Here is a 13,314-nt window from a genome sequence, read left to right as displayed (position 1 = left end):
CTCTGGACTTCGGTGCGACGGCCGGGTGCTCAGCCGGTCAGGATGCGGATGACGGCGGGGAACCCGATGAGCAGCATCAGCAGGACGGCGAGCAGCGCACCGGGCGCGGTCATCTGCTCGCTGGCGGTGTTCGCCTCCTCCGCGTCCTTGCTCATCAGCTCGGTCCGCAGGGACTTCGCCCTGGCCCGCAGGGTGGTGTAGACGGCGGCCCCGTCGTGTGCGGACAGGCGCATGATGTCGGCGACATCCTCGAGTACCGGGAGTTGGAGTTCCGCACTGAGCGACTTGAGGGTGTCCCACGGGGCGACCTTGTCGATACGGGCCTGCAACAGGGCGTCCTGAAGGCGCCGGAACGCCCAGCCGCGCCCGATCGCCGCCGCCCTCTCCAGCGCCTCGCTCGGCCCGGCGTCCCCGGCCCGCTCCAGCGCGACGAGATCCAGGTAGGCCGCGACCGCCTGCCGGAACTCGTCCCTGGCCCGCCGGGCGGTGTCCCGCAGGGCCAGGTCGGGGGCGAACCACAGCAGCGCGGCCAGCCCCAGGCACACCACGCCGGGAACGAGAAGGGGCGGGGTGAGCCCCAGCACCGCCCAGACCGTGAAGAAGAAGGCGGGCAGCAACAGCCCGGTCAGCGCGAGCGCGGTCTTGGTGAGCAGGAACCTGGCCGGGCTCTGGCCGACGAGGGCGAGGTCGGCGTACGGGACGCGTACGCCCGGTACCCGCAGCAGGTTCTGATGCAGCCAGGCGCCCCAGCGCTCGTCCTGCGTCAGCGTCTCGCGGTCCTCGGGCAGCGGCCCCGCCTCGTGGAGCCGCTGAAGGGTGCCGGCGAGGTCGGGCTGGGGCCGGGCCACGGCCCGCACGAACAGGGCCAGACCACCGCCGACGGCGGCCCCGCTGATGACGGCGAGGGGGGAGATGTTCATCGCGCCTCCGGCAGGGGAACCCGGCTGCGCCGGTCGGCTTCGAGGAAGCGGGGGGTGGGCCGGTAGGAGGCCAGGGAACGCATCCAGGCGAGCGTGCCGCCGAATCCGAGCAGCAGCAGCGTCAGGACCAGCTGGCCGAGGAAGGTGCCGTAAGGGGCCACGTAGTCGGTGCTGAAGGCGCCCGCACCCGCAACTCCGAGCGTCATGAACGTCATCCAGCGCACCGTCGTCCGGGGCTTGGCCCGGTCCGCCTCGATCTGCCTGCGCTGGCGGACCTCTTCGCGTACGGAGTCGGCGAGGTCGGTGAGCGAGGCGGCCAGGCCGGGGCCCCGCTCCGAGCTGCGGAGGATCAGGGCGGCGGCGATCTTGTCGGCGGTCGCGTCGCCGAGCGCGTCGGCGAAGGCGCGCAAGGCGTCCTCGGGACGCCAGCCCGACAGCATCCGGGCGGACAGTTCGGCGATCTCGTCCTTCAGCACGGCCGGTGCCGTCTTACGGCTGGTGATGATGGCCTGCTCCAGACCCGTTCCCAGGAGCAGTACGTCGGAGAGCCTGCGGGTCCACTCCGCCAGCGCGTCCAGCTGCTCGATACGGATCTGGGTCGCCTTGGCCGGCGAGAGCAGCCAGGGCAGGCCCACCACGAGGGCCACCGTGAGGGGCCAGAGCGCGAACCAGCCCGTGACGATCCACAGCACCAGGCCGAGGGCGGCGGACACCACCGCCCTGGCCCGGGCGCGGGCGCGGAGTCGCGCCTCCGCCTGGTTGCTGTTCGCGGCGGCCCGCCACCGGCCGAGGGGGCCGGGCGTCCGGGGAGCGGTGGTGCCGATGAGCCCGGCGGTCAGGGCCACCAGGCCACCACTGAGGGCGAGGCCCGCGAACAGGCCGATCAGCAGGTTCGTCATACCGCCATCACCTTCAGTTCCAGCGGCGTCTGCCACGAACCGAGCGGCAGGTCGAGGAGATGGCCCGGGAAACCGACACGCATCAGGTCGGGCAGGCAGCTCGGGTGCATGAGCGGCACGGCACGGGGTTCGCCCATCTCCGGCCGGGGGCCGAAGACCGTGTTGGTGGCGGGCCGGCCGTTCTCACCGGTGCCCGTGACCTCCTGGACATGGGAGACGAACCGGTGGCGCCGGCCGCCGATCGCCGTCTCGTCGACCATCTTCACGAAGACGATGAAGTTGATCCCGTTGGCGGCCTGCTTGTAGGCGAGCGACTCGGTCATGTTGCCGCCGTACTCCATGTACAGCTCGGCGATCCGGTCGAAGACCATGTGCGGTTCGCGCGCGTGCAGCGTGCACAGGGAGCCGCCCTCACCGTTGGTCATCACCCGCAGCATGGGGACGACTTCGGGGCCGCGGACCTCTCCGACGACCATCCGGGACAGGGTCATGCGCAGGGCGGGGTAGATCAGGTCGCCGACGGTGATCTCGCCGACGCTGTGCCCGTCGACCCGCTCGCCGTTCCCCTCGCGGGACTCCATCGGGACGATCTGCCGGTGGTGCCCGTTCTCGTGGAGGAAGAGCTCGAACTCCGTCTCCATGGTGCCGATGCGCTCGTCCGGCGGGATCTCCCGGGCCATCGCCCGCAGCAGGCTGGTCTTCCCCACGCCCTGGGTACCGACGATCATCACGTTCTTCTTGGCGCGGATCAGCGCGCCGAGGAACGCCGCGAGGGTGGTGTCGATGGAGCCGAGCTCGACCAGCCCCATCAGGTCGATGTCGCGGACGCGGTGGCGCCGCACGGTGACGTACGTACGCGGCGTGACCTCGGTGATCGCCTGGAGGCGCGATCCGTCCTCCAGCCGCAGGGCCAGGAACGGGTTCGACGTGGACAGGGTCCGCTCGCTCTGCCCGTTCCGGCGGGCGAGGTCGCGCAGCAGCTCGCGCAGGTCCTCGTCGGACTCGGCCACCGGGGGCACGGCGACCCGCTGGGCGTCGCCGTAGTCGACCCACACCTCGTCGTGCCCGTTGACCAGGATGTTCTCGATCCTGGGGTCGTCCAGGTACTTCTGCAGACGTCCCGCACGGAACAGCAGGTCGTACACGGCCTCGGCGAGCCTGCGGTCCTCGGCGGGGCTGGTGGCGATGCCCCGCTCGACGGCCGTGGCGTCGGACCAGACCGCCACCGTCTCGTTGATGAGCGCTCGCCCGCGCTGCTGCTGGGCGGCGACGCTCATGCCGGGGGAGCGCTTGATCTCCTCGGTCAGCCGGTCGGCGACCGTCTTCTTCAGGCGCGTGGCCACCGCGTAGTCGACGTTCTCCCGCGCCACGGGCTCCGGCGTTCCCGGAACCGGCACGCCGTGCCGCTGCCCCGGGGTCTGCGGCGGCCCGACCTGACGGGGCGGTGTTCCGGCCGTGGCGACCGCGTGGTCCTGGGTCCGGACCGACGGGTCGGGATGAAGCGGTCTACCGTACATCGCTGTGCTCCCCCGGCATCAGGCGGGCACGCCGCCCGGCGACCAGCTCCCGTATCCGCTCCGCCCCGCCGCGCGCGGACCGCAGCAGGTCGGACCGGGCGAAACGGCGCCCTCCGTCGCGTCCGTCGGACAGTACGGCGGCGGCCTGCGGGGAGTGCGGCAGCGACATCACCACGGGCGAGCCGAGTTGCCTGGACACCTCGTGCGCGGTGTAGGGGCCGGAATCGACGAGGACGACGCCGAGCGCGTCGGCCCCCGTTCCCGACTCCTGCAGATCGTTGCGCAGCGCTGTGATCCGCGGCAGCGCCGCGTGGACGCCGCGCAGGGTGGGGCGTACGACCATGAGGACCGCGTCCGCCTTGCGGGCGAGGACGGCTGAGGGGCCGAACGCGCCGTTGCGGCCGAGGTCGACGACGACGTCGTGCGAGATCGAGCTCTGCTCGATGCCGGCGAACATCGCGGCGAGACGGTCCCAGGTGTAGGCGAGGCTGGGAGCCTGCGCCGGATCCGTGAGGCCGGGCAGCAGCAGGCGGTCCGTGCCCTTGTCGGACAGGTCGATCAGCTGCCGCCAGAACATCTCGCCGAGCTGTCCCTGGCGGTCGGCCACGGCGATGTTGCGCAGTCCGTACGGTCCCGGGGTGCGTCCGGCCAGTGCTCCGGCCAGTACCGCCCCGCCGTCGGGGTCGCACTCGGCGAGGATGACCCGCCGCCCCTGTTCGAGCGGCCAGGTCAGCAGCAGGGCGAGTGCCGTGGTGGTGGCGCCGGGTGCCCCGGGGCACCCGGCTATCGCGACGACCGCCATCAGTCGGATGCCTTCTTCGGCTGGACGACGACGGCGATGTCCCCGGAGGCGGCCCGGGCGGCCAGCACCGCGCCGTCGGTCGCCGCGACGGCGACATCCACGGTCAGGTTGCCGTTGGTGTCCGGCTCACCGACCCGGATGACCTGGGCGGGCAGGGTCTTCGGTATCTCGTCCTCCTTCTTTCCGTCCGGGTCCGCGTTCGCGGCGGCGTCCGGGGTGGAGACGACGAGGACACTGCGGCCGGGCGAGAGCGGGGAGCTGGGGAGCTGCCCGGGCTTCAGGCGGAGCCCCACCAGCTGCTGGTTCTCGGTGAGCAGGGGTTTGTCGGTGACGGACCCGCCGGTCACGAGGGAGCCCGCCATCAGGTCGGTGGCGGCCCGTTTGCCGACGATCTCGTCCCGGTCGGCGGCCTTGACCGGCTTGAGCGCCGGGTCGAGTCCGACGGAGACGACGGTCAGGTCCCCCTCGGTGACGACCGTGCCGTAGGGAACTGCCTTGGCGACCATGAGTACGGGCGTGCGCTCGCCGCTGTTGAGCACGGTGAACGCGCCCGCGAGACCGCCGGCCGCGATCAGCGCGACGGACAGTCCGATCAGGGCCGGCCTGCGACGCCGGGTCGCCAGCGTGCGTGGCGGCGTCGGGGGGGTGGGGCCCGACGACGCCCCTTGGGCGGCGGCCGGTGCGGTCCCGGTGGTGCTCACGTGGATATGTCCTTCCCCAAAGTGCGAGGGCCCGCGAGGTCAGTCGCCAACGACCTGGACCTCGCCGATCCGCGCGGTGGTCCGAGAGCTCCGGGTGGCGGTGAGATCGCCGGACTGGCCTCCGCCCTCCCAGTGCACGTTCCATGTGGTGGTTGCGGTGACGGCGAACTTCTGGCCGCTCTGCCGTGCGCTGGTGGTGCGGTACGTGTGACCGCAGTCCGGCGACTTCTTCCTGCCGTACGCCTTCGTGTACGGGGTCCCCGCCGAGGTGCACGTCACGCTCGTGCCGTCGCCCATGTTCCAGACGACCTTCTCGGCACGGGCGGTGGCGGTGACGGTGAGCCCGGGCACGGAGGCGCTGGCCCTGTTCGGCCCCCAGGTCTCCGCGCCGACCTCGGTCCACATCCATACGGGCATGCCGACGACTCCGGTGCTGCCCGGTTCGGGCGCCATGCCGATGTCGGGGCCGCGCAGGGTCATCCGGTCCATGGCCTGCTGGGCGAGGACCGCGGGGTCCACCTGGTCGCCCGGCGCGTCCTCCATCCACACCAGTCCCTGGAGGATGGGGCCCGCGGCGCCGTTGGCGATGCCCGAGGGCGGGCACGACTTCATGTAGATGGCGCCGTCACCCGGCTTGTGGCCGTCCCAGTACTCGGAGCCGGCCTCGGGCTGGGGGTCCGCCAGCTTGTAGTAGCAGCCTCCCGAGAACGTGCCCCACGCGGGGTGCTTGCACGGGACTTCCTGGCCGCCGATCTCGCAGGTGGGCTTCTTGCCGCCGTGGGAGCCCCCTGTGGTCCCGCCGCCGCCTTCGTGGCCGCCGCCGGTGCCGGTTCCGGTTCCCGCGCCTACGCAGATGTCCAGGTCAGGAGCGCAGTTCTGGACGCCGCCGGTCGGCCGCGGGGCGGGAGTGGGATCGGCGGCAGCCGGTCCGGCGATGACGAGCATGCCGCTGAACGCCGTGCCGCACAGCAGAAGTGCCAGACGTGATCGATTCAGCATGACCGCCCCTTGTCTCTGCTCAGGTCCGTGACCATCCACTGCGCCTTCTTGCCGAAGATCTCGACCCGGTACGTCATGACGTACCGCCGGGGCTGTCCCTTCGTGGACACGTCCTTGCCGGTGCTCTTCTTCACGGGCTTCCACGTCGTGGTGTCGAGGCACTCCTCCACTGTGGCGCTCTTGGGCTTGCCCGCCAGGTTGACCGCCGTCACGGTGAAGGAGCTCTCGGGGCTTCCCTTGAGGACCAGGCCGAGCTGCTCGTACTGGAAGAGCTGGTTGTTGATGCTGGCGAGGGCCTTGTCCGTGGCGTAGTCCGTCAGCTTCGTGTCGGTGACCTTGCCCGGGTCGGCGTGGGCCTTCGTCTCCTCCTCGCGCATGCGCCGGACCACCTCGGTGACCTGCTTTCGTGCCTGGTCCTCGGCGGAGGCGGAGGGTGAAGCGGACGTGTGCACCGGGGACTTCGTGGCCGGCCCGGCCTCCTCCGCGGAGTCGCCGGAGCCGGAGCACGCCGTCAGGCCGGCGCCCAGCAGTCCCACGACCGCCGCCGCGACGGCGGCGAGGCTGGTCCGGCCCGGTCGCCCGCCGCGGTGTGCGGCACGTGCGACTCGTTGCTCATGCACAGAAACCCCCGATCCTGAACACTTCTTGACCGTCCGTCATCAGCCTAGGACGCCTACTGGCCTGGATGGTTCCCATTTTTCGAACATCGCTCGCGGCAACGTACCTTTCGCCCGGTATCACGCTCAATCGTTAAGCGTGAACAAGCCTTTTCCGTACGGCCGTCCGCGTCGTCGCGCCCTCACCCGGCCCCCCGTCCGCCGCCCGCGCGGCGGGCGTGGAGTCCGAGCAGGTGACGGCGAGCGCGTCCCGCCGCCTGGCCGTCCGGGCCCGGTACGCGGGTCCGCAGGGCGAAGATGTCGTCGCCGAGACGGGCGGCCCGGTCGGGGGCCAGCCCGGCCCACTGCCCCTGGGCGGCCTCGGCAGCCGCCGCGGTGTCCGGGTGCGTCGGGCCGAGGGCGGCGAGGCGCAGGTCGGCCAGGTCGCGGAAGCGGGCGTACGCGGTCTCGCGGTCGCCGGAGAGCCCGGTGATCCGCGCCTGTATCTCCAGGGCCGAGTCGGCCGTCACCGGTGTCGCCGCGTGCACGAGTTCGGCGCACAGCCGCAACGCCTCGGGCCAGTTCAGCGCGTCGACGGCCGCGGTGATGCGGCTCCGGATGTCCGCCGGCCCGGTGGCGGGCGTTACGACGGTGGGCGGGGCGGTGGGCGTTACGGCGGTGGGCGGGGCGGTGGCCGTCCCGGTGGCGCGGGGTGTGCCGCGGGCCGCCCGGGGCCCGGCCTTCGCCCGCCGCTTCTCCTTGCGCGACCGGGGCCTCTGCTGCGGAGCGGTGAGGACCGCCTCGGTGCCGTCGGGGGAGACCGCGAGGAGCCACTCGGCGCCGTCGGCGTCCGTCAGTCGGGTGCGGACGGGGCGGCCGAGGCGGGCCGCGGTCTCGGCCGCCCGGGTGAGAGCCGCGGCGCGCGGGTCCTGCCCGGCCGGAACGGGTACGGCGGCGCCGTTGACGGCCGCCGTCCCCTCCGGGGCGAGCAGGACGTCGACCAGCGGCCAGCCGGGGATCTGCCGTGGGTCCGTGTCGGGCACGGGAACTCCTTCTCGGTCGGTCTCGGACGGGCGTCAGGGCTGGTTCGACGGCGGGGCGACGGCATCGACGACAGTGGTTTCCCGGATGCGCCAAGGCGCCTCCCGGCCGGTCCGGGTCAGCGTGAGGTAGGCGTGCAGACGCGGACCCGTGCCCTCCCAGCCGTCGCGTCCGCGCGCCGTGCCGTCGACGGAGACGACGCGGTACGCGCGGGTGCCGGTGTCCGGTTCCGCGTCCTCGTCCGCATCGGCCAGGGCGGCGTGCGCCTCGGTCCAGGCGCGGTGGGAGGCCCAGGCGTTCCACTGGGCGCCCGGGCCCGAGGTGGGGGAGTACGACTTCGCCAGGGCCGCCTTCTCCGGAGTCAGGTACCGGGCGGCGCGCAGTCGCGCGGCATGCGGGTGCGCGTCGTACGCGGTGTCGTATCCGTAGGAGAGCTCGGCCCAGGCCAGGGCCACGGCGCTCGCGTCCCGCTCGTCGATCCGCCGGACGCGGGGGACGTGGGCGTCCGCGTCGAGCGGTCGCGAGGAGGCGGCGGGGACCTTCGCGGCGGGTGCCGAAGAGCCGGCCGACGACGTGGGGGCCGGGGCGTCGTCCTCGCCGGAGGCGCATCCCGCGAGCGTCAGGGCCAGCGTCCCGGCGAAGGCGAGGGCGACGGCGGTCGTGCGGAGTCGGGGCATGTCAGTCCAGTCCGATCCAGGGGCCGGGGTCGGTGAATTCTCCGCCGTACTTCACCTCGAAGTGCAGGTGCGGTCCGGTGGAGTTGCCGGTGCTTCCCGATGCCGCGATCACCTGGCCCACGCTCACGGTGTCGCCCTTGGCGACCTTCAGCGTGAACAGGTGGTTGTAGGTGGTCTCCACGGTCTTGCCGCCCCGCTTCGCGTGCTGGATGACGATCCTGTTGCCGTAGGCGGAGTTCCAGCCGGCGAAGGTCACCGTGCCGTCGCCCGCGGCGTGGATGGGGGTCCCCAGCCCGACGCCGAAGTCGATCCCGGTGTGGTAGCCGTAGGCGCTGCTCGGCCGCTTCCCTCCGTACGGGGAGGTGATCAGGGCCTTCTCCCGCAGCGGCGAGGCCAGACGCTGCCCCGCGGGTACGGTCCCGCCGTCCTTCAGGGCCTTGGTGTACTTGGCGATCAACGCGGTGATGACGTCGACGTAGTGCGGGGTCTCCCCGTTGTCCGGTACTCCTCCGGCGTCCAGTACCGCCCCCGCCCCGGCGTTGTACGCGGCGAGGACCAGCTCGATCAACGGCCCCTTGACCAGGCCCTTCTTCAGGTAACCGGCCATCAGTTTCGCGTGTGAGCAGTCGTATCGCCCCTGCGCCATGATCGCGTCGCCCGCGTCGAAGGGGTCGGCCTCGCCGTTCTTGTCGTCGTCCCGTCCCCAGGAGGGCCAGGTGCCGGGCATGAACTGGGAGATGCCCTGGGCTCCCGCGGGGCTCACCGCGTCGGGGTTCCAGCCCGACTCCTGCTCGATCTGAGCGGCTATCAGCGGGGCGGGGATCTCCTTGCACATGTCACCCGCCTTGAGTACCCAGGGGAGGTAAAGGGCGGGCACCGCACCGGTGTTGAGGTCTGCGGGCGGCGCCTGGTCCTCCGGGTTCCCGCCCCCGAACACGATGACGGGCAGCAGGAAGAACGACCCGAGCAGGCACGCCACGAATCCCGCCAGGCACCCGATGCCCGTACTTGCCGACGACCGCATGCGAACCGACGCCCCCGTACGTCCGAACTACCTGATCACCGAGTGCACCGCGGTGGATCCCCGGCCTTCGCGGATCGCTCCCCAGCACATTCCCGATGGCAACGCCGCGCGGGTGCAGCCTAGTTCATGAATGTTCTTTGTTCGGAAGACATGTTTTCGATTCGCATCTATGATCGGCCGCGGCGGAGTGATGCGCTCTGCCACATGCGCCTCGGCGATGTCATCCGCGGAGGCTGGAAACCGGGGGCTCTCATGCTGCATGACGTCTTGATCGCGGCGGGAGACGCGGTGAACGCCGCTCCCGCCCACCTTGTCGAAGTGGTCAACCCTGGCCAGGGAGCGGAGCCTCCCGGCGCGAGCAAGCTCAAGTCCATCCTCGGCTGGGTGGCCTGGATCGTCCTGGGACTGTGCGTCATGGGAGTCCTCGTCGTCGCGGGCCGGATGGCGATCTCCCACCAGCGCGGACAGGGCGGCGAGCATGCCACGGGCCTCGCCTACGTCCTGGGCGCGTGCATCCTGGTCGGCGCCGCGTCCGCCCTGGTCAACGCCTTGGTGGTCTGAGGCCCCGCGGCCTCGCGCGCATGTGATCAACAGGACCAGGGGGGAAGAGGCGTGGGCAGTTCCGAGCAGGCGGGCGACGAGACACCGGAGAGGGAGCGGAGCCCATTCGCGAAGCCGGGCTTCATCGCCTCGGCCGTGGGCATCGGCCTGATCGTGGTGCTCGGCGTCGTCGTCGTGCTGACCAGCGCACCGGACGGGAAGACCGAGGACGACGCACGTCCGGCGGCCACCGCGTCCGGCGCGCCCGCGTCCCCGGCCTCCCCCGCCCCGAAGGCCACCGCCTCCTCCGCCGCGTCGTCCTGTCCCGCGCTGAAGGACACCGACACCTCGGAGGGCGGCATCGCCGACCTGCGCTCGATCGGCCTGAGCTGGAAGAAGCTCGGCCCGCTCAATCTCCCCCTCTCGCAGCAGTCGGGGCCGGCCGTCACCGACGGCCAGGTCGCCCGTTGCTTCGCCCACACCCCGCGCGGAGCACTGCTCGCACTCGCGAACATCTCCGTCCGCTCGGCCAACGGCCCCGGCTGGCGGGACGTCGTCGAGCAGCAGGTGTACCCGGACGAGACCAAGGCGGTGTACGAGCAGTCGGTGGCGGCGAACCGCAGCGACTGGACCTCCGACTACCCGCCCGAGTTCGGCCTGCCCCAGCTGTCCGGCTACAAGCTGGTCTCCTACTCGGCGGACACGGCCGTCGTGGATCTCGCCTTCCAGACACCGGGCGGCAAGGTCCTGTCGATGCCTCTGACCGCGCGCTGGCACCAAGGGGACTGGAAGCAGAAGATGGCGCCGGACGGCGGGCAGACGGAACTCGCCGCCCCCAAGGACACCATCGACGGCTACCTGCTGTTTCCCCGGGGGTGAGGGCTCGTGGGTAGCTGCTGGAACCCCATGAACTGGGGCGACTGCGCCGCCGACAAGGCGTCCGACGTCGGTGCGAGCGCGTTCACGGGCATCGTCAACTGGCTCACCGAGGGGCTCGGGAAGCTCGTCGGGACCGTGATGACGTGGTGGGTGCACATCCCCACGCCCAGCCTCGAAGGCAACGGGAACGGGGTCAAGGGCGATCCGGTCGGATGGATCTGGCTCCATACGGGGTGGATCACGACATGGATAGCCGTTCTGTGCCTGCTCGTCGCCGCGGGAAGGATGGCCGTCACCCGGCGTGGTGACGCCGCCGTCGAAGCGGCCAAGGGGATGCTGACCCTGACCGTCGTCACAGCGGCGAGCGTGGGCGGGTTCAATCTCCTCGCCCAGGCTTCGGACTCCTTCTCCACCTGGATCATCACGGAGGCGTACGGCGGCAAGGAGTTCGGCGAGGCCGTCGTCGGATGGCTCGGTCTCTCCATGATGGTGGGCTTCAACGGCCCCGTCATCGCGTTGATCCTCGCGTTGATCGCCACCCTGGCCTGCGTGGCCCAGGTCGGCCTCATGATGGTGCGTACGGCCATGCTGGTGCTGCTCGTCGGCACGTTGCCGCTGAGCGCCGCCGCGTCGTCGACCCCTGCCGGGCAGGCGTGGTTCCGCAAGTCGCTGGGCTGGCTGATCGCCTTCATCCTCTACAAGCCCGCGGCGGCGATCGTGTACGCGACCGCGATCCGGATGACGGCCATCGTCGGCGACGGTGAGGCCGACTCCGGCACCATGCTGATGTCGATCTGCGGCATCATGCTGATGATCCTGGCCCTTGTCGCCCTGCCCGCCCTGATGCGCTTCACGACCCCGCTGGTACAGGCGGCCGGCTCCGGTGGTTCCGGGGGCGGGGCCGCGGCCGGCATGGGCCGGGCCGTGGCCGGCGGCGCCAAGCGGGTCGGACAGATGCGCAATTCCTCCTCCGGCCCTCCGCCTCCGAGCGGCCCGCAGGCGCCCATGGGCGCCCGGACCGCGCCGGGCATGTCCGGCAACCTCGCCAAGACCGGCTCCATGACCACGACAGCGAAGGCGACGGGCGGGGTCGCCATGAAGGCATCCGCCGCGGGAGGCCCCGTCGGCATCGCGGTCGCGGTCACCGCGGCCGCGGCCAAGAGCGCGAAGGGAGCGGCCGACAAGGCCGTGGAAAACTCAGCGAACAGAGGCCCCGATGGCAGCAAGTGAGATCAGCGGACCGCGTACCTACGGGAACTGGCGCAAGCCCACCTCGCCCGGCATCCACGGCCTCGGCATGGCGGGGACCATGGTGCTGCTCGGCGGAATGATCATGGTCGTCCTGGCCATGCTCATCTCGGTCTGGCTCGCCGTCGGCCTCGGGGTGGTCGTCGTGCTGTCCCTGGCGCCCCTGCTGCTGCGCGACCGGCACGGTCGCAATGGACTGCAGCGGGTCACCGCACGGTTCGCGTTCGCGCGCGGAAAGTCGTCGGGGAAGAACATCTACCGCTCGGGGCCGCTGGGCCGCACCGCCTACGGAACGTGCCAACTCCCCGGCCTCGCGGCCACGTCCACCCTCACCGAAAGCGTCGACGCCCACGGGAACCCCTTCGCCCTGTTGAGCGTGCCCCTGACCAACCACCACACCGCCGTACTGCAGTGCGACGCCGACGGCGCCTCCCTCGTGGACGAGGAGCAGGTCGACACCTGGGTGGCGCACTGGGGCCAATGGCTGGCTTCCCTCGCGTACGAACCCGGGCTCGTCGCCTGCTCGGTGACGATCGAGGCCGCCCCCGACCCGGGCACCCGCCTCGAACGCGAGATCACGGAGAACATGGACCCGGCCGCGCCCGAACTCGCGCAGCAGGTCCTGCACGAGGTCATGCGCACGTACCCGGCGGGCTCGGCGACCCTGTCCACCCGCATCGCCCTCACCTACTCCGGCGCGGCCCGCCCCGGACAGAAGCGGCGCGACGCGGCCGGGATGGCCGAGGTCATCGGCCTGCGCCTGCCCGGGCTGGCCGCCAACCTCGCGATGACCGGGGCGGGACCGGCACGCCCGATGAGCGCCGCCGACCTCACCGACGCGGTCCGGGTGGCGTACGACCCCTCGGTCGCCGTCCTGGTCGAGGAGGCGCGCGGCAACGGGGGCACCGGCATCACCTGGAACGACGCGGGGCCCATCGGCGCGGAGGAGTCCTGGGACCACTACCGGCACGACGGCGCCCACTCCATCACCTGGTCGATGAGCGAGGCCCCGCGGGGCGAGGTCTTCTCCTCCGTACTGACCTCGCTGCTGCTGCCCCACCCCGACATCAGCCGGAAGCGCGTCACCCTCCTCTACCGCCCGCACGACCCGGCCACCGCCGCCCGGGTCGTCGAACGCGACCACAAGGACGCCTTGTTCAAGGCCCAGCAGGCCAAGGTCGAGAACGCCAGGGACTCCGTCGGTGTCCGCGCCGCCGAGCAGGCGGCCCGGGAGGAGGCGACCGGCGCCGGCGTCGTGCGGTTCGGGATGCTGGTCACCGCGACCGTCCTGGACCGGGAGGACCTGGAGCGCGCGGCGGCAGCCGTCGACAACCTGTCCGCGCCCGCCAGGGTCGCGCTGCGCCGGGTGCACGGTTCACAGGCATCCGCGTTCGCGGCGGCCCTGCCCATCGGCATCGTGGTGCCGCACCACCTGCGCGTACCCCAAGCCGTACGCGACGCCATGTAGCCG

Annotated in this window: 14 protein-coding genes; 4 read left to right on the top strand and 10 right to left on the bottom strand. The window is 71.8% G+C overall.

The features are described from left to right. Nucleotides 1–29: 29 nt before the first annotated feature. From ACLQ2N_RS17450 to ACLQ2N_RS17405, 10 genes are all read right to left on the bottom strand, one after another. Nucleotides 30–920 (bottom strand): type II secretion system F family protein, encoded by an 891-nt coding sequence (locus ACLQ2N_RS17450; RefSeq protein WP_425813912.1) that lies wholly within the window; start codon nucleotides 918–920, stop codon nucleotides 30–32. Beyond that, nucleotides 917–1,819, bottom strand: coding sequence for a type II secretion system F family protein (locus ACLQ2N_RS17445; RefSeq protein ID WP_425813910.1), 903 nt, complete (start codon nucleotides 1,817–1,819; stop codon nucleotides 917–919). Before ACLQ2N_RS17445 ends, ACLQ2N_RS17450 begins: the two co-directional genes overlap by 4 nt. Next, nucleotides 1,816–3,336, bottom strand: coding sequence for a CpaF family protein (locus ACLQ2N_RS17440; protein WP_425813908.1), 1,521 nt, complete (start codon nucleotides 3,334–3,336; stop codon nucleotides 1,816–1,818). The genes ACLQ2N_RS17445 and ACLQ2N_RS17440 overlap by 4 nt, the downstream gene beginning before the upstream one ends. After that, a complete protein-coding gene (locus ACLQ2N_RS17435; protein WP_425813906.1) occupies nucleotides 3,326–4,138 on the bottom strand; it encodes a hypothetical protein in 813 nt (270 codons plus the stop codon). The genes ACLQ2N_RS17440 and ACLQ2N_RS17435 overlap by 11 nt, the downstream gene beginning before the upstream one ends. Beyond that, nucleotides 4,138–4,839 (bottom strand): SAF domain-containing protein, encoded by a 702-nt coding sequence (locus tag ACLQ2N_RS17430; RefSeq protein WP_425813904.1) that lies wholly within the window; start codon nucleotides 4,837–4,839, stop codon nucleotides 4,138–4,140. The genes ACLQ2N_RS17435 and ACLQ2N_RS17430 overlap by 1 nt, the downstream gene beginning before the upstream one ends. A gap of 39 nt (nucleotides 4,840–4,878) precedes the next feature. Continuing rightward, on the bottom strand, nucleotides 4,879–5,838 hold the full coding sequence (locus tag ACLQ2N_RS17425; protein ID WP_425813902.1) for an ATP/GTP-binding protein: 960 nt from the start codon (nucleotides 5,836–5,838) through the stop codon (nucleotides 4,879–4,881). Next, nucleotides 5,832–6,458, bottom strand: a complete 627-nt coding sequence (locus ACLQ2N_RS17420; RefSeq protein WP_425813900.1) for a hypothetical protein — start codon at nucleotides 6,456–6,458, stop codon at nucleotides 5,832–5,834. The genes ACLQ2N_RS17425 and ACLQ2N_RS17420 overlap by 7 nt, the downstream gene beginning before the upstream one ends. A gap of 179 nt (nucleotides 6,459–6,637) precedes the next feature. Further along, nucleotides 6,638–7,477 (bottom strand): hypothetical protein, encoded by an 840-nt coding sequence (locus ACLQ2N_RS17415; RefSeq protein ID WP_425813898.1) that lies wholly within the window; start codon nucleotides 7,475–7,477, stop codon nucleotides 6,638–6,640. A gap of 33 nt (nucleotides 7,478–7,510) precedes the next feature. Then, entirely contained in the window at nucleotides 7,511–8,152 is a 642-nt protein-coding gene (locus ACLQ2N_RS17410) for a hypothetical protein (protein WP_425813896.1), read from the bottom strand. Nucleotide 8,153: 1 nt separating this feature from the next. After that, nucleotides 8,154–9,176 (bottom strand): peptidoglycan DD-metalloendopeptidase family protein, encoded by a 1,023-nt coding sequence (locus tag ACLQ2N_RS17405; protein ID WP_425813894.1) that lies wholly within the window; start codon nucleotides 9,174–9,176, stop codon nucleotides 8,154–8,156. A gap of 252 nt (nucleotides 9,177–9,428) precedes the next feature. Here ACLQ2N_RS17405 and ACLQ2N_RS17400 point away from each other — a divergent pair, with 252 nt between their 5' ends. The 4 genes from ACLQ2N_RS17400 to ACLQ2N_RS17385 are packed head-to-tail and all read left to right on the top strand — an operon-like array spanning nucleotide 9,429 to nucleotide 13,311. Beyond that, nucleotides 9,429–9,737: a hypothetical protein gene (locus ACLQ2N_RS17400; protein ID WP_425813892.1), complete on the top strand. Its 309-nt coding sequence runs from the start codon at nucleotides 9,429–9,431 to the stop codon at nucleotides 9,735–9,737. A gap of 51 nt (nucleotides 9,738–9,788) precedes the next feature. Next, nucleotides 9,789–10,595, top strand: coding sequence for a hypothetical protein (locus ACLQ2N_RS17395; protein WP_425813890.1), 807 nt, complete (start codon nucleotides 9,789–9,791; stop codon nucleotides 10,593–10,595). Between the two features lie 27 nt (nucleotides 10,596–10,622). Further along, entirely contained in the window at nucleotides 10,623–11,825 is a 1,203-nt protein-coding gene (locus ACLQ2N_RS17390; protein WP_425813888.1) for a hypothetical protein, read from the top strand. Continuing rightward, entirely contained in the window at nucleotides 11,812–13,311 is a 1,500-nt protein-coding gene (locus tag ACLQ2N_RS17385; RefSeq protein WP_425813886.1) for an SCO6880 family protein, read from the top strand. The genes ACLQ2N_RS17390 and ACLQ2N_RS17385 overlap by 14 nt, the downstream gene beginning before the upstream one ends. Nucleotides 13,312–13,314: the final 3 nt, after the last annotated feature.

Source organism: Streptomyces sp. DT224, from assembly GCF_049844595.1.
GTDB lineage: Bacteria > Actinomycetota > Actinomycetes > Streptomycetales > Streptomycetaceae > Streptomyces.
Note: the sequence above shows the minus strand (reverse complement) of the source record. Positions and strands in the feature narration are given on the sequence as shown.

Bases quoted from the DNA above. Each gene is read 5' to 3' on its own strand.
- ACLQ2N_RS17450 (WP_425813912.1), bottom strand. From the start codon at position 920: ATGAACATCTCCCCCCTCGCCGTCATCAGCGGGGCCGCCGTCGGCGGT.
- ACLQ2N_RS17445 (WP_425813910.1), bottom strand. From the start codon at position 1,819: ATGACGAACCTGCTGATCGGCCTGTTCGCGGGCCTCGCCCTCAGTGGT.
- ACLQ2N_RS17440 (WP_425813908.1), bottom strand. From the start codon at position 3,336: ATGTACGGTAGACCGCTTCATCCCGACCCGTCGGTCCGGACCCAGGAC.
- ACLQ2N_RS17435 (WP_425813906.1), bottom strand. From the start codon at position 4,138: ATGGCGGTCGTCGCGATAGCCGGGTGCCCCGGGGCACCCGGCGCCACC.
- ACLQ2N_RS17425 (WP_425813902.1), bottom strand. From the start codon at position 5,838: ATGCTGAATCGATCACGTCTGGCACTTCTGCTGTGCGGCACGGCGTTC.
- ACLQ2N_RS17410 (WP_425813896.1), bottom strand. From the start codon at position 8,152: ATGCCCCGACTCCGCACGACCGCCGTCGCCCTCGCCTTCGCCGGGACG.
- ACLQ2N_RS17405 (WP_425813894.1), bottom strand. From the start codon at position 9,176: ATGCGGTCGTCGGCAAGTACGGGCATCGGGTGCCTGGCGGGATTCGTG.
- ACLQ2N_RS17400 (WP_425813892.1), top strand. From the start codon at position 9,429: ATGCTGCATGACGTCTTGATCGCGGCGGGAGACGCGGTGAACGCCGCT.
- ACLQ2N_RS17390 (WP_425813888.1), top strand. From the start codon at position 10,623: ATGAACTGGGGCGACTGCGCCGCCGACAAGGCGTCCGACGTCGGTGCG.
- ACLQ2N_RS17385 (WP_425813886.1), top strand. From the start codon at position 11,812: ATGGCAGCAAGTGAGATCAGCGGACCGCGTACCTACGGGAACTGGCGC.